23 protein-coding genes and 3 tRNA genes are annotated in these 25,600 nt (G+C 57.8%); 5 read left to right on the top strand and 21 right to left on the bottom strand.

Annotated features, from left to right (window positions below):
- Nucleotides 1-3 precede the first annotated feature (3 nt).
- The 3 genes from oadA to mgtE all read right to left on the bottom strand — a co-directional run bounded on the left by oadA (nucleotide 4) and on the right by mgtE (nucleotide 3,652).
- Entirely contained in the window at nucleotides 4-1,779 is a 1,776-nt protein-coding gene (oadA, locus tag FEZ62_RS15540) for a sodium-extruding oxaloacetate decarboxylase subunit alpha (RefSeq protein WP_172928714.1), read from the bottom strand.
- A 22-nt stretch (nucleotides 1,780-1,801) separates the two neighbouring features.
- The gene (locus FEZ62_RS15535; RefSeq protein WP_090508768.1) at nucleotides 1,802-2,053 is read right to left on the bottom strand and encodes an OadG family transporter subunit; all 252 of its coding nucleotides are present in this window, start codon (nucleotides 2,051-2,053) and stop codon (nucleotides 1,802-1,804) included.
- 156 nt (nucleotides 2,054-2,209) lie between these two features.
- Complete coding sequence (mgtE, locus tag FEZ62_RS15530) at nucleotides 2,210-3,652, bottom strand: magnesium transporter (protein ID WP_069899378.1); 1,443 nt, start codon at nucleotides 3,650-3,652, stop codon at nucleotides 2,210-2,212.
- Between the two features lie 317 nt (nucleotides 3,653-3,969).
- On the opposite strand from mgtE, the gene FEZ62_RS15525 reads away from it, so the two are divergent.
- Entirely contained in the window at nucleotides 3,970-4,455 is a 486-nt protein-coding gene (locus FEZ62_RS15525) for a DUF4124 domain-containing protein (RefSeq protein WP_172928712.1), read from the top strand.
- Nucleotides 4,456-4,520: 65 nt separating this feature from the next.
- Here the strand turns inward: FEZ62_RS15525 and FEZ62_RS15520 are convergent.
- The 16 genes from FEZ62_RS15520 to FEZ62_RS15445 all read right to left on the bottom strand — a co-directional run bounded on the left by FEZ62_RS15520 (nucleotide 4,521) and on the right by FEZ62_RS15445 (nucleotide 21,008).
- Nucleotides 4,521-4,597: transfer RNA gene (locus FEZ62_RS15520), tRNA-Arg, on the bottom strand.
- Between the two features lie 71 nt (nucleotides 4,598-4,668).
- Nucleotides 4,669-4,745 (bottom strand) — tRNA-Arg (locus FEZ62_RS15515).
- Nucleotides 4,746-4,852: 107 nt separating this feature from the next.
- Nucleotides 4,853-4,943, bottom strand: a tRNA-Ser gene (locus FEZ62_RS15510).
- Between the two features lie 61 nt (nucleotides 4,944-5,004).
- Nucleotides 5,005-5,190, bottom strand: a complete 186-nt coding sequence (gene csrA / locus FEZ62_RS15505) for a carbon storage regulator CsrA (protein ID WP_069899380.1) — start codon at nucleotides 5,188-5,190, stop codon at nucleotides 5,005-5,007.
- Between the two features lie 188 nt (nucleotides 5,191-5,378).
- Nucleotides 5,379-6,614 (bottom strand): aspartate kinase, encoded by a 1,236-nt coding sequence (locus FEZ62_RS15500; protein WP_069899381.1) that lies wholly within the window; start codon nucleotides 6,612-6,614, stop codon nucleotides 5,379-5,381.
- 100 nt (nucleotides 6,615-6,714) lie between these two features.
- Nucleotides 6,715-9,336, bottom strand: a complete 2,622-nt coding sequence (gene alaS, locus FEZ62_RS15495) for an alanine--tRNA ligase (protein ID WP_172928710.1) — start codon at nucleotides 9,334-9,336, stop codon at nucleotides 6,715-6,717.
- Between the two features lie 315 nt (nucleotides 9,337-9,651).
- The gene (gene ltaE / locus FEZ62_RS15490) at nucleotides 9,652-10,656 is read right to left on the bottom strand and encodes a low-specificity L-threonine aldolase (protein WP_172928708.1); all 1,005 of its coding nucleotides are present in this window, start codon (nucleotides 10,654-10,656) and stop codon (nucleotides 9,652-9,654) included.
- 70 nt (nucleotides 10,657-10,726) lie between these two features.
- Entirely contained in the window at nucleotides 10,727-11,737 is a 1,011-nt protein-coding gene (gene astE / locus FEZ62_RS15485) for a succinylglutamate desuccinylase (protein WP_069899384.1), read from the bottom strand.
- Nucleotides 11,738-11,875: 138 nt separating this feature from the next.
- A complete protein-coding gene (locus FEZ62_RS15480; protein ID WP_069899385.1) occupies nucleotides 11,876-12,169 on the bottom strand; it encodes a topoisomerase II in 294 nt (97 codons plus the stop codon).
- Between the two features lie 16 nt (nucleotides 12,170-12,185).
- Nucleotides 12,186-13,535 carry an N-succinylarginine dihydrolase gene (astB, locus tag FEZ62_RS15475; protein WP_150547345.1) on the bottom strand — a complete coding sequence of 450 codons (1,350 nt, stop codon included), beginning with the start codon at nucleotides 13,533-13,535 and terminating at the stop codon, nucleotides 12,186-12,188.
- Nucleotides 13,532-14,995, bottom strand: coding sequence for a succinylglutamate-semialdehyde dehydrogenase (astD, locus tag FEZ62_RS15470; protein WP_172928706.1), 1,464 nt, complete (start codon nucleotides 14,993-14,995; stop codon nucleotides 13,532-13,534). The genes astB and astD overlap by 4 nt, the downstream gene beginning before the upstream one ends.
- Before the next feature lie 60 nt (nucleotides 14,996-15,055).
- Complete coding sequence (astA, locus tag FEZ62_RS15465) at nucleotides 15,056-16,072, bottom strand: arginine N-succinyltransferase (RefSeq protein WP_090508775.1); 1,017 nt, start codon at nucleotides 16,070-16,072, stop codon at nucleotides 15,056-15,058.
- Between the two features lie 92 nt (nucleotides 16,073-16,164).
- Nucleotides 16,165-17,181: an arginine/ornithine succinyltransferase subunit alpha gene (gene aruF, locus FEZ62_RS15460; RefSeq protein WP_172928704.1), complete on the bottom strand. Its 1,017-nt coding sequence runs from the start codon at nucleotides 17,179-17,181 to the stop codon at nucleotides 16,165-16,167.
- Nucleotides 17,182-17,318: 137 nt separating this feature from the next.
- Entirely contained in the window at nucleotides 17,319-18,539 is a 1,221-nt protein-coding gene (locus tag FEZ62_RS15455) for an aspartate aminotransferase family protein (protein WP_090508776.1), read from the bottom strand.
- A 277-nt stretch (nucleotides 18,540-18,816) separates the two neighbouring features.
- Nucleotides 18,817-20,016 carry a patatin-like phospholipase family protein gene (locus FEZ62_RS15450; protein WP_172928701.1) on the bottom strand — a complete coding sequence of 400 codons (1,200 nt, stop codon included), beginning with the start codon at nucleotides 20,014-20,016 and terminating at the stop codon, nucleotides 18,817-18,819.
- A gap of 53 nt (nucleotides 20,017-20,069) precedes the next feature.
- The gene (locus tag FEZ62_RS15445; protein WP_172928699.1) at nucleotides 20,070-21,008 is read right to left on the bottom strand and encodes a lipid A biosynthesis lauroyl acyltransferase; all 939 of its coding nucleotides are present in this window, start codon (nucleotides 21,006-21,008) and stop codon (nucleotides 20,070-20,072) included.
- Between the two features lie 365 nt (nucleotides 21,009-21,373).
- On the opposite strand from FEZ62_RS15445, the gene minC reads away from it, so the two are divergent.
- The 4 genes from minC to FEZ62_RS15425 all read left to right on the top strand — a co-directional run bounded on the left by minC (nucleotide 21,374) and on the right by FEZ62_RS15425 (nucleotide 24,052).
- Entirely contained in the window at nucleotides 21,374-22,120 is a 747-nt protein-coding gene (minC, locus tag FEZ62_RS15440; protein WP_069899393.1) for a septum site-determining protein MinC, read from the top strand.
- A 97-nt stretch (nucleotides 22,121-22,217) separates the two neighbouring features.
- Nucleotides 22,218-23,033 (top strand): septum site-determining protein MinD, encoded by an 816-nt coding sequence (gene minD / locus FEZ62_RS15435; protein WP_069899394.1) that lies wholly within the window; start codon nucleotides 22,218-22,220, stop codon nucleotides 23,031-23,033.
- Nucleotides 23,030-23,284, top strand: coding sequence for a cell division topological specificity factor MinE (minE, locus tag FEZ62_RS15430; RefSeq protein ID WP_069899395.1), 255 nt, complete (start codon nucleotides 23,030-23,032; stop codon nucleotides 23,282-23,284). Before minD ends, minE begins: the two co-directional genes overlap by 4 nt.
- A 60-nt stretch (nucleotides 23,285-23,344) precedes the next feature.
- Nucleotides 23,345-24,052 carry an RluA family pseudouridine synthase gene (locus FEZ62_RS15425; RefSeq protein ID WP_345940451.1) on the top strand — a complete coding sequence of 236 codons (708 nt, stop codon included), beginning with the start codon at nucleotides 23,345-23,347 and terminating at the stop codon, nucleotides 24,050-24,052.
- A gap of 67 nt (nucleotides 24,053-24,119) precedes the next feature.
- On the opposite strand, the gene pdxJ is transcribed toward FEZ62_RS15425, so the two are convergent.
- Nucleotides 24,120-24,866, bottom strand: coding sequence for a pyridoxine 5'-phosphate synthase (gene pdxJ, locus FEZ62_RS15420; protein ID WP_172928696.1), 747 nt, complete (start codon nucleotides 24,864-24,866; stop codon nucleotides 24,120-24,122).
- The gene (gene recO, locus FEZ62_RS15415; RefSeq protein WP_090508780.1) at nucleotides 24,859-25,557 is read right to left on the bottom strand and encodes a DNA repair protein RecO; all 699 of its coding nucleotides are present in this window, start codon (nucleotides 25,555-25,557) and stop codon (nucleotides 24,859-24,861) included. The genes pdxJ and recO overlap by 8 nt, the downstream gene beginning before the upstream one ends.
- Nucleotides 25,558-25,600: the final 43 nt, after the last annotated feature.

The raw sequence follows: 25,600 nt of genomic DNA, 5'->3' as shown, positions 1-25,600 counted from the left end.
CCCTCAGCCGATGGTCAGCAGGCTGTCGCCCACCGCCACAGAGTCACCTACCTTGATATTGACGGCTCCGATGGTGCCTGCCTTGAACGCACGAATTTCGGTTTCCATCTTCATGGCTTCAAGAATGATCACCAGCTCACCCTCTTCTACCACTTGGCCCGGCTTGATCAGAACCTTGAAGATGTTGCCCGCCAGCGGAGCAACTTGCGGCTCGCCAGCGCCAACCGGGGCGCTTACCGGAGCCGCATCCGCAGCGCCGCTGTTGAGCGACTTGATACCGCTGATGTCGCCACCCTCGTTAACCTGCACCACGTAAGACTTGCCGCTGACCTCGACGGTATAAACCTCGGGCTTGCCGGCCTCGAGTGCAGGCAACGACTTGGCATTTGGCGCCGGCTCGAACGCGGCTGGGTTGCCGCGATTCTCGAGAAACTTCAGGCCAATTTGCGGGAACAAGGCATAAGTGAGTACGTCGTCGATTTCATCGGCGGCCAGTCGAATGCCCTTCTCGGCGGCAATGCCGCGCAATTCGGCGGTGAGTTTGTCCATCTCATCCGTGAGCAGGTCAGCCGGACGACAGGTAATCGCCTCGCTGCCATCAAGCACCCGCGCCTGCAATGCCGCGTTGAACGGCGCAGGCGCCGCGCCGTACTCCCCTTTGAGAATGCCGGCGGTCTCTTTGGTGATCGACTTGTAACGCTCGCCCGTGAGGATATTGATAACGGCCTGAGTGCCAACAATCTGCGAGGTCGGTGTCACCAGTGGAATAAAGCCGAGGTCTTCGCGGACTCGCGGAATTTCCGCCAGCACTTCGTCGAACTTGTCTTGGGCGCCCTGCTCTTTCAGCTGGCTTTCCATGTTGGTCAACATGCCGCCCGGCACTTGGGCGACCAGAATGCGGGAGTCGACGCCTTTGAGATTGCCCTCAAACTTGGCGTACTTTTTCCGCACTTCGCGAAAATATGCTGCAATTTCTTCGAGCAGCAACAGATCAAGACCGGTGTCGCGCTCGCTGTCTTTAAAAATGGCCACCACCGATTCAGTCGGCGAATGGCCGTAGGTCATCGACAGTGACGAGATGGCGGTGTCGACGTTGTCGATTCCAGCCTCAACCGCTTTGAGAATCGCGGCGGTGGAAAGACCTGCCGTGGCGTGGCACTGCATATGAATCGGGATCGACAGCGTCGCCTTGAGCCGCGTCACCAACTCGAACGCAGTGTAGGGATTGAGAATCCCGGCCATGTCCTTGATGGCCACCGAATCGGCGCCCATGTCTTCAATCTGCTTGGCCAGATCCACCCACATGTCCAGGGTATGAACCGGGCTTGTGGTGTAGGAAATAGTGCCTTGGGCATGCTTGCCCTGCTGCTTGACCGCCTTCAGTGCAGTCGCCAGGTTACGCGGGTCGTTCATGGCGTCGAAAACCCGGAACACATCAACGCCATTGATGGCGGCGCGCTCGACGAATTTGTTCACCACGTCATCGGCGTAATGGCGATAACCCAACAGGTTCTGCCCGCGCAGCAACATCTGCTGGCGAGTATTGGGCATGGCTTTCTTCAGTTCGCGAATGCGCTCCCACGGATCTTCACCCAGGTAGCGAATGCAGGCGTCGAAGGTCGCGCCACCCCAGGACTCAACTGACCAAAAACCGACCTGATCGAGCTTTGGCGCGATGGGCAGCATGTCTTCAAGGCGCACCCGGGTGGCCAGAATCGATTGATGAGCGTCACGCAGCACAACGTCGGTGATACCGAGCGGATTTTTCACAGCAGTCATACACAAACTCCGTCAGGCTGGGTCAGTCGCGGCGGGCGCGATGTTGAGAAATGGCAGCCTGAATGGCAGCGAGAACATCCGGTTCCGGGCCTTGGGCCTGAACAGCAGGTGTGGCGGGTGTGACAGCAGCAGCGGCAGCTGGCGGCGCTATTCGCCCGAGCAGGCGCGCCATCAGATGTATAGAGAGGATTAACAGGGTCAGGAAAACAAACACCGAACCCATGCCATAAAGCATGAGTTCAACGCCTTCGGAGAGGAGTTGGCTTGGGGTCATCATGACTCCTTTATTTATTGTTTAGGGACTTCCAGGTCGCATTTTTTATAGCCTTATACGCCCAAATGGAGCCAAAAGCCGGGAAAGGTTATCCCTAAACGATGACTCCAGGCAAACCTTGGGCCGGGCCTTGCGACCCGAGAGGTGCTGGGGCACTTACATGAGAAAGAGCGTGGCCAGGCCCAAAAAGATAAAGAAACCGCCGCTGTCGGTGACCGCGGTGATCATCACACTGGCGCCCATGGCCGGATCGCGGCCCATGCGCACCAGCGTCATGGGAATCAAAACCCCCATCAGCGCGGCCAGCAACAGGTTGAGGGTCATTGCTGCCGTCATCACCAGCCCCAGCGACCAGCTGTCATACAGCACCCACGCCACAATGCCGATCACGCCCCCCCAAATAACGCCGTTAATCAGCGAAACAGCGAGCTCTTTGCGGATCAGCCGCGAGGTATTGCCGGTACTCAATTGATCCAGCGCCATGGCGCGCACAATCATGGTAATGGTCTGGTTACCGGAGTTGCCGCCGATGCCCGCAACGATTGGCATCAAGGCCGCCAGCGCCACGAGTTTTTCGATTGAGCCTTCAAACAGGCCAATTACCCGCGACGCGAGGAAGGCCGTAATCAGGTTGATCGCAAGCCAGGCCCAACGGTTGCGCAGTGAGCGCCAGACCGAGGCGAAGATGTCTTCTTCTTCGCGCAGACCGGCCATGTTGAGCACTTCGGCTTCGCTCTCTTCACGGATCAGGTCAACCATCTCGTCGATGGTCAGACGGCCGATCAGCTTGCCGTTCTTATCGACCACAGGGGTTGAGATCAAGTCGTAACGCTCAAACGCCTGAGCGGCTTCCAGCGCTTCCTCGTCGGGATGGAAACTCACCGGGTCGGTGGCCATAACATCCACCACCAGACGCTCCGGGTCATTCACCAGCAAACGCTTGATCGGCAGGACGCCCTTGAGCACGCCGTCGTAATCGACCACGAAGAGTTTGTCGGTGTGGCCCGGCAACTCTTTCAGGCGGCGCAGGTAACGCAAGACCACTTCGAGGGTGACGTCCTCACGAATCGTCACCATCTCGAAGTCCATCAATGCACCGACCTGATCTTCCTCATAGGACAACGCCGAGCGAACACGCTCGCGCTGTTGTGCATCGAGGGTTTCCATCAGCTCATGAACGACATCGCGCGGCAATTCAGCCGCAAGGTCAGCCAGTTCATCGGCGTCGAGGTCTTTGGCGGCCGCGAGAATTTCGTGGTCGTCCATGTCCGCGATCAGGGTTTCGCGGACCGAATCGGATACTTCGAGAAGAATGTCGCCGTCGCGCTCGGCCTTGACCAACTGCCAGACGGCCAGACGGTCTTCCAACGGCAGGGCTTCAAGGATGTAGGCGACGTCTGCGCTGTGCAGGTCTTCGAGCTTGCGTTGCAGCTCGGCGAGGTTCTGGCGGTGCACCAGATTCTCGACCAGGTCGCTGTGCTGGCCTTCCTGACGCTGCGTCAGGTCTTCAACTACTTTGTGCCGCTGCAATAGCTCGACCACCTGCGCCAGGCGATCCTGCAGGCTTTCTTGCGGCTTTTTGGCTTCTACTTCAGTCATGGCGCGCTCCACCCCCAGTGACGGCGCACGCCAAGGAGGGTCAATCAGTCAATTCTTGATTGCACAATCGAGTTGCAGAGTAACTACTGGGTAAGTCCATGGTGCTGTCCACAAGCCCCGACGGGGCTGATACTGCGAATAATAACATCACCTAGCAGGATTGCGCGTTACAAAAACACGGCAAGAACAAGCGCTTGCATCGCAATCCTGAATTATTTCTGTAGATATTCTGTTACGACGCGGGCAACTCAGCACAAGGCACGCCACCCGACAAAATACCTGACTAAGCTTAGCCTCCTGTCACGGAGGACACCGATATGCTTTATCCAAGCATCGTCACCGCCATCCTGTTAGTGCTGGTCACAGGCACGCCGTGGGCGGCCCGCCTGTATCGCTGCGAAGATAACCAGGGTCAGATCAGCTTCACCGGGCATGGCTGTCCCGCTCAGCACCAAGGGCAATTGCTCGATGATCACAGCCGTGTCGTCAACTCAATAGCGGCGCCGGCAGAAGTCCAGCCAAAAGCACTGCCCGAGCTGGAGCCGCCCCGCCAGAGCGCTGAGATTGTGGTGGTCGGTGAGCGCGACGACGGATGCGGCAACCTTCTCAGCGATCGCCAGCGGCGCAATGCGCGCATCAAGCAGCTCATCCCGGCTGGCATGTCATTACAGGACGTAGAGCGAGCCTTGGGCTCACCGGAGCGGATTAGCCGAGTCAACGGCCGCACTCGCTATTACTACAGCGACAGGCGCGGCAACAAACGTCAGGTCAGCTTTGACCAGAACGGCTGTAGCGAAAAATAATCGGAATGAAAAACTGGGGACGAAAAAAAACCCGCATTTCTGCGGGTCTTTTCGGTGTTACTATATGGTGCACTCAGGAGGATTCGAACCTCCGACCGCTCGGTTCGTAGCCGAGTACTCTATCCAGCTGAGCTATGAGTGCAAATGGCGCTTGGTAGACCAGATCACCTCTGGTTGAATCAGAACGCCAGCCTTAGCAGGTCGCTCTAAATATGGTGCACTCAGGAGGATTCGAACCTCCGACCGCTCGGTTCGTAGCCGAGTACTCTATCCAGCTGAGCTATGAGTGCAACAATCGGTGCGCATTATAGGGATCGTAAAACTTTTTACAAGCAATTTTTCAAGTAATTCAACAACTTACTGAAAAAATCCTGACCCACCCTATACAGCTTAATAATGGCGGAGAAGGGGGGATTCGAACCCCCGACACCCTTTTGAGATGTACTCCCTTAGCAGGGGAGCGCCTTCGGCCACTCGGCCACCTCTCCGCAACACGGGGCGCATGATACCCATGTTTTCCCCGTTTGCAAAGCCAAAATTTCAATTAAATTAGTGGCTTGGTTCGTCGTCCTTTTCTTTCTGTATGCGCTGGTAGATCTCTTCGCGGTGCACAGCCACTTCTTTCGGGGCGTTAACCCCTATGCGCACCTGATTTCCCTTAACGCCAAGCACAGTGACGGTGACTTCATCACCCACCATTAGGGTCTCTCCGACCCGACGAGTCAGAATCAACATTCCATTCACCTCACGGATTAAATTCAGTACAAACAGTCTGCAAAATTAAAATGATGCCGAGCCAACCCAATTACAAGTCAACCCATCACCTAAGTATTGACCAGAGTAGCCGGAAAGATAGCGCCGTCCACTCCAGGCAAAAAAAGACAGAAGGCGCTCATTTTAATTAGCGCCTTCCGGTTACAGCTTTACTCGCTCTTCGCGGCTGGAGCATCCAGCTCGAAGGCGGTGTGCAATGCACGCACGGCAAGTTCCAGATATTTCTCTTCAATCACCACCGAAACCTTAATCTCGGAAGTCGAAATCATCTGAATGTTGATGTTCTCCTTGGCCAGCGCCTCGAACATCTGACTTGCAACACCTGCATGTGAACGCATGCCCACACCCACAATCGACACTTTGGCGATTTTGGTGTCACCGGACACTTCACGAGCGCCCAGTTCACGTGCGGTATTTTCCAGTACCTGCAGCGCATTCTGATAATCATTGCGGTGCACGGTGAAGGTGAAATCGGTGGTGTTATCGTGCGCAACGTTCTGCACGATCATGTCCACTTCAACATTGGCCGAGCTGATCGGGCCAAGAATCTTGAAGGCCACACCCGGAATATCCGGCACACCACGGATTGTCAGCTTGGCTTCGTCGCGGTTGAAAGCGATGCCGGAGATGATCGGCTGTTCCATGGATTCCTCTTCATCAATAGTAATGAGGGTACCTGGCCCCTCCTTAAAGCTGTGCAGAACGCGCAGCGGTACGTTGTACTTGCCGGCGAACTCCACCGAGCGAATTTGCAAAACCTTGGAGCCCAGGCTGGCCATTTCGAGCATTTCCTCGAACGTGATCTTCTCCAGACGCTGAGCTTGCGGGACCACACGCGGGTCGGTGGTGTAGACGCCATCTACGTCAGTGTAGATCTGGCACTCATCAGCCTTCAGCGCAGCGGCCAGCGCAACGCCTGTGGTGTCGGAGCCGCCACGGCCCAGCGTGGTGATGTTGCCGTTCTCGTCGACACCCTGGAAACCTGCAACAACCACGACGCGACCGGCCTTGAGATCGGTGCGCAACTTGTGGTCATCAATCTGCAAGATACGCGCTTTATTGTGCGCGCTATCAGTGAGAATCCGTACTTGATTACCGGTGTACGAAACCGCCGGCACATTACGCTTCATCAGCGCCATGGCAAGCAAGGCAATCGTCACCTGCTCACCGGTCGAGACCAGCACGTCCAACTCACGCGGTACAGGCTGGTCACCAATCTGTTTGGCCAGATCAATCAGGCGATTGGTCTCACCGCTCATGGCGGAAACCACCACGACGATGTCGTCACCGCCCTCGCGAAACTTTTTGATTTTCTCCGCCACCTGCTCGATACGTTCGACAGTGCCGACGGATGTGCCGCCAAATTTTTGTACGATCAAAGCCATTTCAAAGCCGCCTAAGCCCGTGAAGGGCGCCCATTAATCATGCAACCAAAATGACTGCTTCTGGCCCACTGCGCGCGCAGTGGGCACACCTTGTGTTTCCTCAAGCCTTCTCGACGAAAGCCTGCGCCAGCAGCAGTGCCTGATCCAGCGCCGCCGCGTCAACACCGCCGCCTTGCGCCATATCAGGACGACCACCGCCCTTGCCACCGACTGCCGCAGCAGCCTGCTTCATCAGATCGCCAGCCTTGAAGCGAGCGGTCAGATCTGCCGTCACACCGGCAACCAGAACAACTTTGTCATCCAAAACGCCGCCCAGCAGGATAACCGCACTGCCCAGTTTGTTCTTCAGTTGGTCGACCAGCGCCAGCAGCGCTTTGCCGTCGGCACCGTCGATACGCGCACTGAGAACCTTAACGCCGTTAATTTCCTGCGCCGAAGCGGCAAGATCATTACCGGCCGCACTCGCCGCTTTGGCCCTGAGCTGCTCAAGGTCTTTTTCCAACTGACGATTGCGCTCCAGCACAGCAGTCAGCTTGTCGAGCAGGTTGTCGCGGCTGCCTTTTACCAACTGTGCGGCTTCTTTGAGCTGCTCTTCGGCACCGTTCAGGTAAGCCAGCGCCTGAGCACCAGTTACCGCTTCGATACGGCGCACACCGGCGGCCACACCCGCTTCGCTGGTGATCTTAAACACGCCGATGTCACCGGTTCGTGAAACGTGAGTACCGCCACACAGCTCAACAGAGAAACCGTCGCCCATGGTCAGCACGCGAACCTGATCACCGTATTTCTCACCAAACAGCGCCATTGCGCCCTTGGCCTTGGCTGTTTCGATGTCGGTCTCGAGGGTTTCGACTTCGCTGTTCAGACGAATCTGCTGATTAACGCGATCTTCCAATGCGCGCAGTTGCTCTGGCTTGATCGCTTCAAAATGGCTGAAGTCGAAACGCAGACGCTGACTATCAACCAATGAGCCCTTCTGCTGCACATGCTCGCCAATCACTTCACGCAATGCCGCGTGCAGCAAGTGAGTCGCCGAGTGATTCAGCGCCGTGGCTTTACGCACCTCGGCAGAGACTTCTGCGTTAACCGAGGTATCAACCGCCAGGCTGCCCTTGGTAACGATACCGTGATGCAGGAAGGCACCGCCCGCCTTGGTGGTGTCGCGCACATCGAAGCGAACGCCTGGCCCTTCAAGGAAACCGCTGTCACCCACCTGACCACCGGATTCAGCGTAGAACGGCGTCTGATCGAGGACGACTACACCCTCCTCGCCTTCTGCAAGGCTGGACACTGCTGCGCCATCCTTGAACAAGGCGATGATTGTGCCGCTGCCATTGGTGGCGCTGTAACCGAGGAAACGCGTGTCGCTGTCGACCTTGACGACGCTGTTGTAGTCCATGCCGAAGGCGCTGGCAGAGCGGGCACGCTCGCGCTGAGCCTGCATTTCACGCTCAAAGCCTTCTTCATCGATAGTCAGGTCGCGTTCACGGGCGATATCGCCTGTCAGGTCAACCGGGAAACCAAAGGTGTCATACAGCTTGAACACAACATCGCCTGGCACTACGGTGCCTTTGAGTTCGGCGAGGTCCTGCTCAAGAATCTTCAGGCCCTGTTCCAGAGTCTTGGCGAACTGCTCTTCTTCGGTTTTCAGTACACGTTCGATGTGTGCTTGCTGTTGCTTGAGTTCGGTGAACGCATCGCCCATCTCGGCAACCAGCGCGGCCACGATCTGATAGAAGAAGCTGCCCTTGGCACCCAGCTTGTTACCGTGACGGCAAGCGCGACGGATAATACGGCGCAGCACATAGCCGCGGCCTTCATTCGATGGCGTCACGCCGTCGGCGATCAGGAAGCCGCACGAACGAATGTGGTCAGCCACAACTTTCAGTGAAGCCTGGCCTTCGTTCTGGCAGCCGATAGCTGTTGCCGAGGCGTTGAGCAAGCGCTGGAACAGGTCAATTTCGTAGTTCGAATTGACGTGCTGCAACACCGCACTGATGCGCTCAAGGCCCATGCCGGTATCAACGCTTGGCGCAGGCAGCGCGTGCATCACGCCATCGGCGGTGCGGTTGAACTGCATGAATACGTTGTTCCAGATCTCGATGTAACGGTCGCCGTCTTCTTCAGGTGAGCCAGGAGGACCGCCCCAGATGTGCTCGCCGTGATCGAAGAAGATTTCAGTGCACGGACCGCAAGGGCCGGTATCGCCCATCGCCCAGAAGTTATCCGAGGCGTATGGCGCGCCTTTATTGTCGCCAATACGGATCATGCGCTCGGTTGGTACACCGACTTCCTTGGTCCAGATGTCATAGGCTTCGTCGTCGCTGGCGTAAACCGTTACCCAGAGTTTCTCTTTCGGCAGGTTCAGCCACTGCTCAGAAGTCAGGAACTCCCAGGCAAAGGTAATGGCGTCGCGCTTGAAGTAGTCGCCAAAGCTGAAGTTACCCAGCATTTCGAAGAAAGTATGATGACGCGCGGTGTAGCCAACGTTCTCCAGGTCATTGTGCTTGCCACCGGCGCGCACACACTTCTGGCTGGTAGTGGCGCGCGTGTAGGCGCGTTTTTCCAGACCCAGGAAGCAGTCCTTGAACTGGTTCATACCGGCGTTGGTGAACAATAACGTAGGGTCGTTAGCCGGAATCAGGGAACTGGAGGCTACGCGGGTGTGCCCCTTCTCTTCGAAGAAGCGGAGGAAGGCTTCACGGATTTCTGCGCTTTTCATAGGTCATCCACGGAAATAGGCGATTACGCTGGCTTCTTAAAACCCCGTATGACACTCAGCCAGGCTGACAAAAAATATGAATGACGTCTTAACAGGTCATTTCAGGCATTTATTGGCGCAAAAGGCGCATATCTGACGGGTAATATGTCCGGCAAAGGGCCGCATTATATAGGCCCTGACAGTCGCGGCTAGTGTATTTGCGCGATAGTTCTTGACTATTACCCACGCACATCCATAAGACAACCGCGTGAGAAAGTAGCCGACTGGGCTTTTTTACCCTGCCAGCGCAGGGCAAAAAGCCTTAACTGAAGAATATTAAGCCGACCGAAAGCTTGCAAACGCCTCGATTACCCGCGTAATTGCGTCGCAGCTAACATCAAGATGGGTGACCATGCGCAACCGCGCAGCAGCCGACAAAATAATCCCCTGCTCGGCGCAATGGGCCTTGAGCGCGGCGGCCTGATCTCCGACATCAACATAAACCATGTTGGTTTGCACCGGTTCAACGCTGTAGCCCAGCTCAATCAGCCCATCGGCCAGCGCTTGAGCATTGGCATGATCCTCGCTCAAACGCGCAACCTGATGCTCCAGCGCGAACAACCCAGCAGCCGCCAAAACACCGGCCTGACGCATGCCGCCGCCGACCATCTTGCGCAACCGCCGCGCTTTGCCAATAAACGGCTCACTGCCACACAACACCGAGCCGACCGGCGCACCCAGCCCCTTGGACAAGCACACCGAGACTGAATCGAAATGCTCGGTAATCGCACGCGGGGCCACACCCAGTTTGACCGAGGCATTAAACAAACGCGCCCCGTCAAGGTGCAGCGACAAACCATGCAAGCCACAGAACTCATGTGCCGAGGCCAGATAGGCCAGCGGCAATACCTTGCCCTGCATGGTGTTTTCCAGCGCCAGCAACCGGCTGCGGGCGAAGTGGAAGTCATCCTGTTTTATAGCGGCGCAAACGCGGGCCAGATCAATACTGCCATCGGCTTCCATCTCCAGCGGCTGAGGCTGGATTGAACCGAGCACGGCGGCACCACCGCCTTCGTATTTGTAGGTGTGTGCCTGCTGACCAACGATGTATTCATCGCCGCGCTCGCAATGCGCCATCAGCCCAAGCAGGTTACTCATGGTGCCGGTTGGCACGAACAATCCGGCAGCGAAACCGAGCTGACCGGCCAGCGTGGCCTCAAGCAGGTTGACGGTCGGGTCTTCGCCATACACGTCATCGCCCAACGGCGCCGCCATCATTGCATCACGCATACCGGCAGTCGGCTGGGTTACGGTATCGCTGCGCAAATCAATAACAGTCATGGTTCGGGCCTTAAGTGGATATTACGGCGAGCCAGGCGGAACACTGCCCGCTTGGCTGAACAATGCGTGTTCAAGCAAGTTGGGCGTTATCGCTCGGCACAATCAATATGCCAGCGCGTTGGCCATTTTTGACTTTAGGATTGGGGAAGATAATGCGAGCGCCCGGCTCCTCAATGGTCCAGCGAACGCCTCCGCGATCTTCAGCTAACAGATAACCGACGTCAAGCTCAGTAAAGTTCTCGATATCGGCCGGCAAGTGCAGCTGGAACTCATCGCTCTGTTTGATCACCTCACGCGCCACCGCAAACAGCTGCAGGCCATCAAGCCCCTGCTCATCTTCATCGGGCTCAGTGGCTTCGATGATGTGCTGCAAACGCGCCTCGAGCAGGTCGAGGTTGACCATCTCGTTTTGCCCGAACGGCCGCGCCTTGCCCAATTCCAGCGTAAAGGCTTCGGCGCCCAACGCCGAGTAGGTGTAGGCACTGAAGGTGATCGAGCTTTTGCTTTGCAGCAGCGCCGCCTCCATACCCGCCGCATTCAGACGCGCCAGCTCCCGACGCGAATGCAGGCGCCCTTCGGCCCACGGATAGAGCGCGAACTGCTCGATCTTGGAGGCGCGGATTGCGGTGTGCAGGTCGTAGTGCAGATGCTGGCGCTCGGGCGAGCTGAAGAAACTAGCCGCCAGACGCTCGAGTTCGCCGGCACGCAACGCTTCATAGCCTTCGCTGTATTCATGACGGCCATTGAACAGACGGTTGATGTCTTGCTCGATATAACGCTCGCCATGGCGCATCGCCGCTGGATTACCCAGCAACAGCAAGATACGCACACGTGGTTGCAGCTGATTATTGGCAATCGAGCGAAGCAGACGATCAAGCAGCTCGATTGGTGCGGTTTCGTTGCCGTGAATACCGGCAGACAACAGTAAGTCGAGGCCTGTATCGCGCGCCTCTGGCGGGGTGATTTCCAGCGCGCCTTCTGCCAGCCAACGTAAACGCGTGCCCTCGGGCGTCAGTTGAATTTTCGCCGCTGGCTCACGTCCAGCCAGGGTCAGTTCAAGCAGTTGTCCAAGTGCAAGCATAACGACTCCATTATTGCCATTCAGGCGCCGCGATCGTGCACCTTTACATTGAAAACGCTATGACTGTGACAGCGGCCTCTGACAGCTTAAAACGGCGCAAAAGCACCGACGCATTAGCGCTGCAGAGGCCTCACGCAATCAGTCGTGGTTGCAATCCGGGCCATGCACGTGACCGGCGACACCGTCCTCATCAACATCGGCCGGCTCGATTTCCAGCTCAAGGCTGACCAGATTGGTCGCCAACGGGCGCAGTACCAGATTGGCGTACTCGGTATCGCCTTCCGCGACATCAACACCGATCATCAGCTGGTTGTTACCCACTTGCTGAATCCACACTTCCTTGCCCTGCCACATAACGGCAAAACGGGTGCAGGAAGTTTCCAGCTGGGTGCCGTCGGTGTCTTCGAGGATAAGTTGCAGGGCGTCAGACATTGTAGGAACTCTCTATTCAGGGCAATTGGAAAGGATAAACCGAGCCTAGTTTAAGGATCTGCGTCAGTTCATCCAATGCCGTCCGGCACTCAATCAGTAAATTCGGGTCTGCCAGATCGTTTTCGGTCAAACGGTCACGGTAGTGTTTATCGACCCAAACGGTCAGCGTGTCATACAAAGCCGGGGTCATGATCACACCCTGGTTGACTGCCGCCAACTCGTTTTCCTTGAGCGCAACACGCAGCCGCAGGCACGCCGGGCCGCCGCCGTTCTGCATGCTTTGCTTGAGGTCAAAAACCTTCACATCACGAATCGGGCCGTTGCTGCTCGTCAGCTGCTGCAGGTAGTTCCAAACATTGCTGTTGTTACGGCACTCCTCCGGCACAATCAGCAGCATGCTGCCATCACCGCGGCTGAGCAGCTGGCTGTTGAACAGGTAAGACTTCACCGCATCATCCACACCCACCGCATCACGCGGCACACACACGGAGTGGAATTCAGCGCCGACACGCGCCAGTTTTTCGCGCAGCTCAGCCATGACCGCATCGCTATTGAGGAAGGCATCCTGATGATGGAACAGCACTTCACCGTTGCCGACTGCAATCACGTCGTTGTGGAACACACCCTGATCAATCACAGCCGGCGTTTGCTGGGCGTAAACCACACCGCTCTCGCTCAGGCCGTGCAAGCGGGCGATGGCTTGTGAAGCTTCCAGCGTCTGCCGCGCCGGGTAATTCTGCGGCGCAGGCAAGCGGCTGTCGAAGGCACTGCGACCGTAAACAAAGAACTCAACACCGGCAGCGCCATATTCTTTGCAAAACCGCGTATGGTTAGCCGCACCTTCATCACCAAACTGGCCCACAGCGGGCAGCGCCGCGTGGTGAGCAAAGTGCTGGGAATCTGCAAACATGGCGCCCAGTACCCGGCTGGTGGTCGGGTGTTCGATTGAGCGATGGAATTTGCAGTTGAGGTTGGCAGCGGTGAAATGCACACGGCCATCGGCCGTGTCGGCACTCGGGCTCACCGTGCAGGCGTTCGCCGTCCACATGCTCGACGCCGAACAACTTGCCACCAACAGCGGCATGGCCTCTTTGGCGGCCTTGGCGATGACCTGCGCATCGGTGCCGGCAAAACCCAGGCTGCGCAAGGCATTCACATCAGGGCGTTCTTGCGGCGCCAGCACGCCCTGCTTGAAGCCCATTTCCATCAGCGCCTTCATTTTCGCCAGGCCTTGCTTGGCGGCTTCTTTAGGGCTGGAGGCGACGTTGCTGTTGCTCTGCGAGGCGACGTTGCCGTAGGACAAACCGCCGTAGTTATGCGTCGGCCCGACCAGCCCGTCGAAGTTCACTTCAAAAGCATTGCTCACAGGCTTACTCCTGGCGTCAGCGTGGCGGGTAGGCTCAGGCTCTCGCTCTCGAGCGAGGCAACCGGATAGGCGCAATAGTCGGCCGCGTAATAGGCGCTGGCACGATGATTACCGGAGGCGCCCACACCACCGAATGGTGCACTGCTGGCCGCGCCAGTGAGCTGCTTGTTCCAGTTAACGATACCGGCACGGCTGTGCAGCCAGAACTGCTCGTAGCGGCCCTTGGAATCCGACAACAGGCCAGCGGCCAAGCCGTACTGGGTGTTATTGGCCTCGGCGATGGCCTGATCAAAATCAGCGTAGCGAATCACTTGCAGCAGCGGGCCGAAGAATTCTTCGTCCGGGCGATCCGCTACCGCCGTCACATCAATAATGCCCGGCGTGAGCAAAGCTGCGCCGGCCTCTGGCTGGCGCATTTCAAGCAGGGAAACCGCGCCTTTGCCCAACAAGTCTTGCTGCGCAGAAATCAACTGCTGCGCTGCCGCCAGCGATATCACCGAGCCCATGAAAGGCGCAGGCTGAGCGTCGTAGGCGCCCACTTTGATGTTGGCGGCCACAGTAACCAGACGCGCCAGCAAGCTGTCACCCCATTCGCCTGCCGGCACCAACAGGCGACGCGCACAGGTGCAACGCTGACCCGCAGAAATAAACGCCGACTGAATGATGGTGTACACCGCCGCTTCGACATCACTGACCTGATCAACCACCAGCGGGTTGTTGCCGCCCATTTCCAGGGCAAGAATCTTGTCGGGACGACCGGCAAACTGACTGTGCAGCAAATTGCCGGTGCGGCTTGAGCCGGTGAAGAACAAGCCGTCGATGTCACGATTCGAGGCCAGCGCCACGCCTGTCTCACGTGCGCCCTGAACCAGATTCAAGACGCCGGTTGGCAGGCCGGCAGCGATCCAGCACTTGACCGTCAACTCGGCCACTTTAGGAGTCAATTCGCTTGGTTTGAACACCACGGTGTTACCCGCCAACAGCGCAGGAACAATGTGCCCGTTAGGCAAATGGCCCGGGAAATTATACGGCCCGAACACCGCAACCACACCGTGCGGTTTGTGCCGCAGAACAGCGGTAGCGTCTGCCAGCGGGCCACTCTTCTCGCCCGTGCGCTCGCGGTAGCTCTGCACCGAAATGGCGATTTTATTAACCATGCTGGTGGCCTCGGTAGCCGACTCCCAGAGCGGCTTACCGGTTTCCTGGCCAATGGTACGAGCCAGCTCATCTGCATGTTCCTTGAGGCTTACGGCAAATCGCTCAAGCAGCGCAATACGCTGATCGAGTGACTGTGCAGCCCAGCCCGGCAACGCTGCACGCGCAGCTGCTACCGCGCTGTCGACCTGAGCGGCCGTGGCACCACGGCCCTGCCAAAGAACGTCCTGAGTGACTGGGTTGAGCGACTCGAATGCGTCGCCCTCACCTGCCAGCCAGTTTCCTGCAATGAAATGAGTGCTCATTTTGTTTTACCACTCCCAGCAATTTGGCATCCGGCCAGGCCGAATGCAGAATTCAATCAATTAACCGCGTGCAGACAAGCGCACCGCGCGAACCAGATCGCCCGCCGACATTTGCAGGCGCTTGGCGGTTAACGCATCCACCACCAGCGTGCCAGCGGCCACGCGTGCCGGGGCGGCAGTGATCCGGCAATCTTCACGCTTGCGGTTATGAATCACGAACGGCGGTGCATCATCGCCAGGCGTGCCGATGGCCAGCACCAGCGTTTCGCTGTCGCGCACGGCACGGATTTTCTGCGTCTCGGCTTCAATTGCCGGGCCAGCATCGAAAATATCGACGTAGCCCTGATAGCTGAAGCCTTCGCCTTTGAGCATCGCCAACGCTGGCTCAGTGTCCGGATGCACACGGCCGATGGTGTTGCGCGCACCTTCAGAGAGAAAGCAGGTGTACAGCGGGAACTTGGGCATCAACTCGGCGATAAACGCCTTATTGCCGACCCCGGTCAGGTAATCGGCCTGGCTGAATTCCATTTTGAAGAAGTGGCGGCCCAGACATTCCCAGAACGGCGACTGGCCTTGCTCATCCGAGACGCCGCGCATTTCCGCGATGACCTTGTCACCAAACAACTCAGGGAATTCAGCGATAAACAGGAAGCGCGCTTTCGACAGCATCCGACCGTTAAGGCCGCTGCGCTTGTCACTGCGCAAGAACAACGAGCACAGCTCCGAGTTGCCGGTCAGGTCATTCGCCAGAAACAGGGTTGGCACCTGACGATGAATATTCAACTCTTGCGAGGCGCTGACCGTCAGGCCAAGGCGATAGTTGTACCAAGGCTCACGCAAACCGACAGCACCGGCAATCGCCGAAATGCCAACCACGCCGCCGTCGTCGTCTTCGAGCACGAACAGGTAATCGGCATCAGCGCGCTCGGCCGTGCCGGCAAAGGTTTTCTCAGCCCAGCCGACCCGGTGCGCGAGGCGCTCTTCATTGGCCGGCAAAGTGGTCAGGCCGGCACCCGTGCTACGTGCCAGGTCAATCAGGGCCGGTAAATCGGCGCTGCGTACGGGACGAACGATCATAAATCCTCCAGATAGCTGCAAGCGTTCAAGCGCCTGAGGCTGCTAAGTGCAATGCGCGCAGTCGCCCGCTATTACACGCTCACCGCTAATGGTTAAACCGCAACCAGACGCACGCTGGCGCCTTCGCCGACGCCCAGGGCTTCGGCGGTTTCAAGATCAAGCTCGACAGGATTGCCTGGCACCCAGTCCAGCTCGGTGACCAGCGCACGGAAGTCCTGGAGCTGGCCGTTGGCGACCAGATACTGTCGGCCGCCCGTCGCTTTGGCGCCGATGTGCACGGGCACAACGCGGCTGTCGGCGATAGAACGAATGCCCGACGTACGCGCATGCAAAGTTGGGCCGCCGTCAAAAATATCGATGTAGTGATCGGTCTCGAAACCCTCACGCATCAGGATGTCGAACGTTACCTGCGCACGCGGATGCACCTGCCCCATGGCTTCCTGGGCATAGTCTGGCAACAGCGGCACGTAAATCGGGTAATGCGGCATCAGCTCGGCGAGGAACGTGCGGCTCTTGAGGCCACACAAACGCTCAGCTTCGGCGTAGTTCATATCAAAGAAGTTGCGCCCCACAGCATCCCAGAACGGCGAGTCGCCCGCCTCGTCGCTGTGGCCGACAATTTCGACGACTACGGCGTCGGCAAACCGCTCGGGATGTGCAGCCACAAACAGCAGGCGCGCACGCGAATTGAGTTCTCCTGCGGGGGTGTTGACCAGCGGCCGCTCGACATAAAAACTGGTGAGCAAGCTGTTACCGGTCAGGTCGTGGCACAGCGACAGGACATGAATCTTGTTGTGGATCTTCAGCTCTCGCGAGTGATGCACAAAGGTCTCGTTGCGGAAGCTGTAAAACGGCTCCGAGTAACCGGTAGACGCAACAATCCCCGAGCAGCCAACCAGCTTGCCGGTTTCGGTATCTTCGAGCACGAAGAAGTAACTCTCTTCGCCATTGAAGATGACTTCAGCGGCAAATGAGGTTTCCGAGGCGGCGATCTTGTCGCTCAGGCGTTCACTGTCATCCGGCAGTGAAGTCACACCAACCGGGCTATCCGCGGCCAGACGCTGGACTTCAGCGAGATCAGCCATTTGCGCGGGGCGCATCACCAGCATGGTGCCACTCCTATCTCAAGAAAAGCCCTGAGCACTTGCATTGAGCGCTCAGGGAAACCGCAGCAGTGCTGCGGACATACGAAATAAGCCATCCCGTGCGAGGAACCCGGCACTTCCTGTGCCGGGCCTGTACTCAGTTAAGCCTGAGTGACCTTGGCGACAGCACGCTCGAACCGTGCCAGACCTTCATTGATCTCGGCTTCAGTCACCACCAGGCTCGGTGCAAAACGCACCACGTCGGGGCCAGCCTGCAGCACCATCAAACCTTCCTGAGCCGCGGCATCGAGAATGACTTTGGCCTTGCCTTTCCAGGCATCGGTCAGCACACAGCCAATCAGCAAGCCCAAACCACGCACTTCACTGAACACTGCATATTGCTGGCCAATCTTCTCCAGCGCGGTCTTGAACTGTTGATGCTTGGTTTTGACGCCTTCCAGCACCTCAGGGGTGTTGATGGTGTCGACGACCGCCTCGGCCACCGCGCACGCCAGCGGGTTGCCGCCGTAGGTAGTACCGTGGGTGCCGACGGCCAGATGCTTGGCCAGTTCGGTGGTGGTGAGCATCGCGCCGATTGGGAAACCACCGCCCAGGCTCTTGGCGCTGGAGAGGATGTCCGGGGTTACGCCGTAGTGCTGGTAAGTGAACAGCGAACCGCTGCGGCCCATGCCGCTCTGCACTTCATCGAACACCAGCAACGCATTGTGTTTGTCGCAAAGCTCGCGAGCGCCTTGCAGGTAAGCCAAGTCTGCCGGCAGTACGCCGCCTTCGCCCTGAATAGGCTCAAGCACTACGGCGCAGGTCTTGTCGCTGACTGCGGCCTTAAGCGCCTCAAGGTCGTTGTACGGAACGTGGCTGATGCCTTGGATTTTCGGGCCGAAACCATCGGAATACTTCGGCTGGCCACCCACGCTTACCGTAAACAGGGTACGGCCGTGGAAACTATTGACCGCGGCAATGATTTCGCACTTCTCTTCGCCGAACTTATCGAACGCGACCCGACGCGCCAACTTGAAAGCCGCCTCGTTAGCTTCCGCACCGGAGTTACAGAAGAACACCCGCTCAGCGAAGGTAGCGTCAGTCAGCTTTTTAGCCAGACGCAGCGCCGGCTCGTTGGTGAAGACGTTAGACACATGCCACAGCGCATTGGCTTGCTCAGTCAGCGCCTTCACCAGCACCGGGTGCGCGTGACCAAGTACGTTAACCGCGATGCCGCCAGCGAAGTCGAGCAGTTCTCGACCGGTTTGATCCCACACGCGCGAACCTTCGCCACGCACCGGAATGAAAGCGGCTGGCGAATAGTTGGGGACCATGAACTGATCGAAGTCGGCGCGTTGAACCGGGTCGTGCTGAACTGACATCTGAACTCTCCTAACGAGGAACACCCAAACAGGGTGACAGGCGATTTAACGATTGTAGGGACTGAACACCGGCTGGCATTGCCGCTATGCGACAACTTCTTATAGCGCCAACCCGAGTGAAAACGGCGCTTATGCAAATGCGACAGAAAGCGTCATGAAGGCGCAGTTTAAACGCAGCCAATAGCGCAGGGATAAATTATTGAAAAAATGACCAGCAAGTCATACCTGCCCGCAAGCCTGCTTACAGACCCGGGCAACTGCCAAGCAAGATTGAGACTTATGCCGGTATCGACACTTCACCGGCAACCGTGGCCGGCTGGATATTCAGAAAACTGCAAAGCTTGGCCTTTTGCGCCATTGCATCCTTATAGCCGAGCTCGATCAACTCGCTGCAATAGCTTGCCTCGAACAGCAGATAACTGAGTACACCCGCACCGCTTGCATGCGTAGCGCCGGGCCCGCGCAAGAACAGGCGCAAAGCCGCCGGCAGCTCGCGGCGATGGCGAGCTGCGATTACGTCGAGCGGCTGGCTGGGGGCAATGACCAGCACTTCAACCGGTTTGATGACATGACCAACCTGCTGATCGGCCGGCACCAGGCGGGCCATCTGATTGAGCCGCTCAAGCAATTCGATATCACTTTCAAGGCTGTCGATGAACGTGCTGTTAAGCATGTGCCCGGCAATCTGCGCCAAGCTGGGCTGCTTGGCATTGTGCGGGCGAAACTCGTTGGGGCTGGTTGTTTCGTCTTGCAGGTTGCCACTCACCCCCACCACCAACACGCGGCTGGCACCGAGATGCAGCGCCGGACTGATCGGTGCACTTTGACGCACGGCACCATCACCAAAGTATTCACGCTGAATTTTAACCGGCGGAAACAGCAGCGGGATCGAAGCACTCGCCATCAGATGCTCACACGCCAACCGCGTCGGTATACCCACGCGACGATGACGAAACCACGGCTCGATGGCGGCGCGACCCTGATAGAAGGTGACCGCTTGCCCGGTGTCATAACCAAATGCTGAAACCGCCACCGCGCGCAGTTTGCGCTGGCGAACCGCAGCCGAGATGCCGCTGAAATCGAGCCTGTCCTTGATCAACTCCGCCAATGGCGCGCTGTCGAGCAAGGCGACCGGCACTTGAGAGCCGAGACCAAGCAAGCTGTGACCCAAGAAACGACTGGCCTGACGAATCACCCCGGGCCAATCACTGCGGTAGACCTGATCAGTTGAAAACCCCTGCCAGACCTGAGTAAGACGCTGCACCGCCTGGCCAAAGTGCAACGCGCCACACGCCAGACTCACCGCGTTGATTGCACCAGCAGAGGTGCCGACAATAACGGGAAAGGGATTGTGCTCGGGATCTGGCAGCAAATCGGCAATTGCCGCCAGTACGCCCACTTGATAAGCCGCTCGCGCACCACCCCCTGACAGAATCAACCCGGTAATTGGTTCATGGGTTTGGGGTGCTGGGCTCATGAATAATCCTTAGCTGTTAGGGGCAGTATAGAAAAGCGCCTAGTCGGCGTGCGCTATTTCCTCTTGCGCTTGGGGTAAAGCCGCGCCTCACCCTCGGGGCGGGTCTTGAAGCGCCGATGCGCCCATAGATACTGCTGCGGACACTCCTTGATTGCCATTTCGACCCATTGATTGATCAACAGGCAATCTGCCTCTTCGTTGTCGGCCGGGAACCCCTCGAGCGGCGGATGAATAACCAGACGGTAGCCACCACCGTCCGGCAGGCGCTGCTGAGTGAACGGCAACACGCGGGCACGTCCCAGACGGGCAAACTTGGTCGTCGCCGTAACGGTTGCCGCCTGAATACCAAACAACGGCACAAACACGCTCTGCTTGCGGCCATAGTCCTGATCCGGCGCATACCAAATGGCCCGACCCGCGCGCAGTACCTTGAGCATGGCACGAACATCTTCACGCTCGATCGCAGTCGCATCCATATTGTGCCGCTCACGGCCGCGGCGCTGGATATAGTCGAACAACGGGTTGTCATGCTCGCGGTACATGCCGTCGATTGTATGCACCTGCCCCAGCAAGGCAGCGCCTATCTCAAGTGTGGTGAAATGCAGGGCCATGAGGATTACGCCCTGCCCCTCAGCCTGAGCCTGCTGCAAGTGCTGCAGCCCTTCGATGTGCGCCAGCTTGGCCAGACGCGCCTGAGGCCACCACCAGCTCATGGCCATTTCGAAGAACGCGATGCCGGTCGACGCAAAGTTATCGCGCAACAATTGCTCACGCTCATCTGCACTTTTCTCTGGAAAACAAAGCTCCAGATTGCGCGCAACAATCTCACGGCGCTCACTGGCGAATACCCGCATCACTGCACCCAGCGCACTCCCCAACCCGAGCAGGGCCCGATAAGGCAATTGCACAATCAGCCAGAGCAGGCCCAACCCCAGCCATAACGGCCAATATTTGGGGTGCAGAAAAGCGCGACTAAAAACAGGACGTTCCATGAACACTTCCGATCAGAGCATCAAGTGCGACATTCTATAGGACTTTTTTGCCGACCTGCGGTCTATGCCGTGAGCGACGAAAAACCCTGCCCCTCAGCAACAGGTATCGCGCGGCAGAAACACAAGGCACATAAGGTCAGCATTCACCTGACCAATGCAGCGTACGTCAGCCATTTGAACCAGGACATGGCCAGCAATTTCAAGTCATTGGCGCCCTGAGCATGCGGCAAAAACAGGTAGCCGCTTGCGGGCCAACGTAGTTCTCGCTATAAGAGCCACAGTGAAATAATCACAGTTTAGAAATTTCAGCGGTAAGCAGGTCTGTTTGTCCGCAAGCCCAACCGAAAAGGCGCCCCAGGCACACCATGAGTCAAGCCGACCTCCTCGACCAAGCCCCTGTATTCCAACTCAAAGGCAGCATGCTGGCCATCACCGTAATGGAGTTGGCGCAGTATTCGATTGAGCAACTCGATCAGCAACTGGCCGAAAAAGTAGCCCAAGCCCCGAATTTTTTCAGCAACACCCCGCTTATTCTGGCGCTCGACAAATTGCCCGAAAGCGAAGAAGAGCTGGATTTGGCTGCGCTGATGGCCGTATGCCGCAAGCACGGCCTGCGCACATTGGCGGTTCGCGCCAGCAATGAGGCGCACATAGCTGCCGCCAACGCCCTCGACTTGCCGGTATTGCCTCCTTCTGGCGCGCGCGAACGCGTTATCGATCCGACCGCAGGTCAGGCCGAGAAAAAACCTGAAAAGCCGCCAGCCCCGGCAGAGCCCGAACATAAACCGACCAAAATCATCACCAGCCCCGTGCGCGGCGGCCAGCAGGTTTATGCACAAGGCGGTGACTTGATCGTATTGGCGGCTGTCAGCTCGGGCGCGGAACTTCTCGCCGACGGCAACATCCATGTCTATGGGCCTATGCGTGGCCGGGCACTGGCTGGCGTAAAAGGTAATTTGAAAGCACGAATTTTCTGTAAACAGCTGGGCGCGGAAATGCTTTCCATCGCCGGCCATTACAAGGTTGCAGAAGACTTGAGACGCGATCCACTGTGGGGCGATGCGGTTCATGTCTGCCTGTCGGGTGAGCTGTTGAACATCACTCGTCTTTAACGGATACTGCCGCAAATTCTGGACACAATAAGGGCATCAGGAAGCCTCAATCGGCCGAAAGATCCCGCTTTAATCTTATATTTTGGGGTGAAACACCTTGGCCAAGATCCTCGTAGTCACTTCCGGCAAAGGTGGCGTAGGTAAAACCACCACCAGCGCTGCCATCGGTACCGGCCTCGCTCTGCGCGGGCACAAAACAGTCATCGTCGACTTCGACGTCGGCTTGCGTAACCTTGACCTGATCATGGGTTGCGAGCGCCGCGTAGTGTATGACTTCGTCAACGTTGTTAACGGCGAAGCCACACTGACCCAGGCCCTGATCAAAGACAAACGCCTGGAAAACCTCTTCGTACTGGCCGCAAGCCAGACCCGTGACAAAGACGCGCTGACCGTTGAAGGCGTTGAAAAGGTCATGAAAGAGCTGTCCGAAAACTTTGAATACGTGGTTTGCGACTCGCCAGCCGGTATCGAGAAAGGCGCTCACCTGGCCATGTACTTCGCTGACGAGGCGATTGTCGTGACCAACCCTGAAGTCTCGTCGGTACGTGACTCCGACCGCATGCTGGGCTTGCTTGCGAGCAAATCACGCCGCGCCGAAGAAGGCGGAGACCCGATCAAGGAGCACTTGCTGCTCACCCGTTACAACCCAGAGCGCGTCACCAAAGGTGAAATGCTCGGCGTTGACGACGTAGAAGAAATTCTCGCGATTCGCCTCATCGGCGTCATTCCGGAGTCACAAGCTGTACTGAAAGCATCCAACCAGGGTGTTCCGGTGATTCTTGACGACCAGAGCGATGCGGGCCAAGCCTACAGCGACGCAGTTGACCGCCTGCTGGGCAAAGAAGTGGCGCATCGTTTCCTTGATGTACAGAAGAAAGGATTCTTACAACGTCTGTTTGGAGGTCGTGAATGAATATTTTTGACTTCTTTCGTGAGCGCAAGAAAGGCTCCACTGCTTCGATCGCGAAAGAACGCCTGCAAATTATCGTCGCCCACGAGCGCGGCCAACGCAGCAAGCCGGATTACCTGCCGGCCTTGCAGCAAGAATTGGTCGACGTGATTCGCAAGTACGTCAATATCGAATCTGACCAAGTGCAGGTTGCCCTGGAGAATCAGGGCAGTTGTTCGATTCTGGAATTGAACATCACCCTGCCCGATCGTTAATCGCCGGGGTTCGCGCAAGCTCTAAGCTCTCGCCAACCGGTAACAACACGATCGACAGTTATGAAAATGGCGGCCCTATTGGCCGCCGTTTCATTTTCACCCCGCAACAAACCGCTAACGCAAGAATCGCCAATGCCTCTCAGCCAGATCGAAATACTCCACCAAGACGCCGCCCTGCTGGTGATCAACAAGCCCACCCTGCTGCTCTCGGTGCCCGGTCGCGCGGAGGACAACAAGGACTGCCTGGTGACTCGCCTGCAAGAAAACGGCTTCCCCGAAGCACGTATCGTGCATCGACTGGACTGGGAAACCTCGGGAATTATCGTGCTCGCACGCGACCCGGACAGCCACCGCGAGCTGTCGCGCCAATTCCATGATCGTGAGACAGAAAAAGCCTACATGGCGCTGTGCTGGGGCCAACCCGAACAGGACAGCGGCTCGATCGACCTGCCGCTGCGCTACGATCCACCAACCAAACCGCGCCATGTAGTCGACTTTGAGCAGGGTAAACACGCGCAGACCTTCTGGCGAATTATCGAACGCTGTGACGACTATTGCCGTGTCGAGCTGACGCCGATTACCGGCCGCTCACACCAATTACGCGTGCACATGCTTTCTATCGGTCATCCGCTGCTGGGTGACGGTCTGTATGCGCATGAGCAAGCGTTACACGCCTATCCGCGCCTGTGCTTGCACGCCTGCATGCTCAGCCTGACTCACCCGCAAACAGGTGAGCGGATGCGTTTCGAGTGCCCTGCACCTTTCTAACGGTGCAAAAGCAAAAAGGCCGGAGCATTCTCCAGCCTTTTCAGCACTTCAACGTCACGCTTAGCGGTTAGCCACGATCCGCTGCGGCGGTGATCAACTGCTTCATTTCCACGACTGCCTGCTTGAAGCCAACGAACAAGGCGTGGGCAACCAGCGCATGGCCGATGTTGAGCTCATTGATGCCGGCAATCGCGGCGACAGGCTCGACGTTGTGATAATGCAGCCCATGACCGGCGTTAACAATAAGCCCATTGGCCAGACCGCAGGCCACACCCTGGCGAATACGCTCAAGCTCGTGCGCAGTCTCTTGCGGGGTATGGGCATCGGCGTAACGCCCGGTGTGCAACTCGATAGCGGGCGCACCGACACGCTTGGACGCTTCGATCTGGGCGGTGTCCGGATCAATGAACAGCGACACCTCACAGCCAATCTTGCTCAAGCGCTCAACCGCCGCGCGAATCCGCTCCTCTTGCTCCGCCACATCAAGCCCGCCTTCGGTGGTGAGTTCCTGACGTGTTTCCGGCACCAGGCATACGTGCGCCGGGCAAATGCTCTCGGCGAACGCAAGCATTTCCTCGGTAACACCCATTTCGAAGTTCATGCGCGTTTGCAGCACGTCCTTGAGCACGCGCACATCGCGCTCCTGAATGTGCCGGCGATCTTCACGCAGGTGCACGGTAATGCCATCAGCGCCCGCCTCTTCGGCGTCCAGCGCCGCCTTTACCGGATCGGGGTAACGTGTACCGCGCGCCTGGCGCAGCGTCGCCACATGGTCAATGTTTACCCCAAGCAATACACGATTGGCATCAGTCACGAACAGGCTCCTTGAGCGTCATAAACAATTCACGGCTCACCAACGGTTTGCCGCCTAAATGGGGGGCCAGCGCCTGGCGCATGAGGCGTTTTGCCGCCGCGAGCGCGCCGACAGCCGACCAGTCGGCTTCGGCCATGGCCAATAATTCTTTGCCCTGAAATACGCCGGGCTGAAACTGCCCGACAGGCACCATCCCCTCTTCGGTTTGCAGGCGATACAGGCCTTCTGGGGCAATCGGCTCGCCTTGCACATCACTATCAAGGGCAAAACCATAGCCCAGCTCACCCAGCAAACGCCATTCAAATGAGCGCAGCAAGGGTTCAATAGCCCGCCCTTCGGCGAGCGCCTGCAAGGTCATGGCGTAGTGATCGAAGAGCAACGGATGCGGGTCTTCGGCGGGCAACAGGCGAATAAGCAGCTCATTGAGGTAGAGCCCACTGAACAATGCCTGCCCGGCGATCAGCATGGGAAAGCCGGTGGCCTCAAGGCGCGAGACATTCTTCAGCTCGCTGCGCCCGCGGAATTCGGCATCCAGCGCTACGAAGGGTCTGGCCAGCGTGCCGGCCTTGCCTCTGGCGCCGCGCAATACCGCGCGCAAGCGACCTTGTGGAGTGAGGAAATCGACCAACGCACTGCTTTCGCGATAGGCGCGGCTGTGAAGCACGAAAGCGGGTTGGCTGAGCGCAAGCATGGCAGATGCAGACTCAAGAGAGAATGGGGTCGCCTGCGCCCGA

The organism is Pseudomonas sp. MS19 (assembly GCF_013277615.1).
In the GTDB taxonomy this organism is placed as follows: domain Bacteria; phylum Pseudomonadota; class Gammaproteobacteria; order Pseudomonadales; family Pseudomonadaceae; genus Aquipseudomonas; species Aquipseudomonas marincola.
This window is presented reverse-complemented; position numbering and strand designations above follow the sequence as displayed.

Excerpts from the sequence above, each read along its gene's own strand:
- FEZ62_RS15425 (WP_345940451.1), top strand. The coding sequence starts at position 23,345 with ATGAAAATGGCGGCCCTATTGGCCGCCGTTTCATTTTCACCCCGCAAC.
- csrA (WP_069899380.1), bottom strand. The coding sequence starts at position 5,190 with ATGTTGATTCTGACTCGTCGGGTCGGAGAGACCCTAATGGTGGGTGAT.
- minE (WP_069899395.1), top strand. The coding sequence starts at position 23,030 with ATGAATATTTTTGACTTCTTTCGTGAGCGCAAGAAAGGCTCCACTGCT.
- oadA (WP_172928714.1), bottom strand. The coding sequence starts at position 1,779 with ATGACTGCTGTGAAAAATCCGCTCGGTATCACCGACGTTGTGCTGCGT.
- FEZ62_RS15525 (WP_172928712.1), top strand. The coding sequence starts at position 3,970 with ATGCTTTATCCAAGCATCGTCACCGCCATCCTGTTAGTGCTGGTCACA.
- astA (WP_090508775.1), bottom strand. The coding sequence starts at position 16,072 with ATGATCGTTCGTCCCGTACGCAGCGCCGATTTACCGGCCCTGATTGAC.
- astE (WP_069899384.1), bottom strand. The coding sequence starts at position 11,737 with ATGCTTGCACTTGGACAACTGCTTGAACTGACCCTGGCTGGACGTGAG.
- recO (WP_090508780.1), bottom strand. The coding sequence starts at position 25,557 with ATGCTTGCGCTCAGCCAACCCGCTTTCGTGCTTCACAGCCGCGCCTAT.
- alaS (WP_172928710.1), bottom strand. The coding sequence starts at position 9,336 with ATGAAAAGCGCAGAAATCCGTGAAGCCTTCCTCCGCTTCTTCGAAGAG.
- ltaE (WP_172928708.1), bottom strand. The coding sequence starts at position 10,656 with ATGACTGTTATTGATTTGCGCAGCGATACCGTAACCCAGCCGACTGCC.
- astD (WP_172928706.1), bottom strand. The coding sequence starts at position 14,995 with ATGAGCACTCATTTCATTGCAGGAAACTGGCTGGCAGGTGAGGGCGAC.
- aruF (WP_172928704.1), bottom strand. The coding sequence starts at position 17,181 with ATGCTGGTGATGCGCCCCGCGCAAATGGCTGATCTCGCTGAAGTCCAG.
- FEZ62_RS15445 (WP_172928699.1), bottom strand. The coding sequence starts at position 21,008 with ATGGAACGTCCTGTTTTTAGTCGCGCTTTTCTGCACCCCAAATATTGG.
- FEZ62_RS15500 (WP_069899381.1), bottom strand. The coding sequence starts at position 6,614 with ATGGCTTTGATCGTACAAAAATTTGGCGGCACATCCGTCGGCACTGTC.
- FEZ62_RS15535 (WP_090508768.1), bottom strand. The coding sequence starts at position 2,053 with ATGACCCCAAGCCAACTCCTCTCCGAAGGCGTTGAACTCATGCTTTAT.
- FEZ62_RS15480 (WP_069899385.1), bottom strand. The coding sequence starts at position 12,169 with ATGTCTGACGCCCTGCAACTTATCCTCGAAGACACCGACGGCACCCAG.
- FEZ62_RS15450 (WP_172928701.1), bottom strand. The coding sequence starts at position 20,016 with ATGAGCCCAGCACCCCAAACCCATGAACCAATTACCGGGTTGATTCTG.
- FEZ62_RS15455 (WP_090508776.1), bottom strand. The coding sequence starts at position 18,539 with ATGTCAGTTCAGCACGACCCGGTTCAACGCGCCGACTTCGATCAGTTC.
- minC (WP_069899393.1), top strand. The coding sequence starts at position 21,374 with ATGAGTCAAGCCGACCTCCTCGACCAAGCCCCTGTATTCCAACTCAAA.
- mgtE (WP_069899378.1), bottom strand. The coding sequence starts at position 3,652 with ATGACTGAAGTAGAAGCCAAAAAGCCGCAAGAAAGCCTGCAGGATCGC.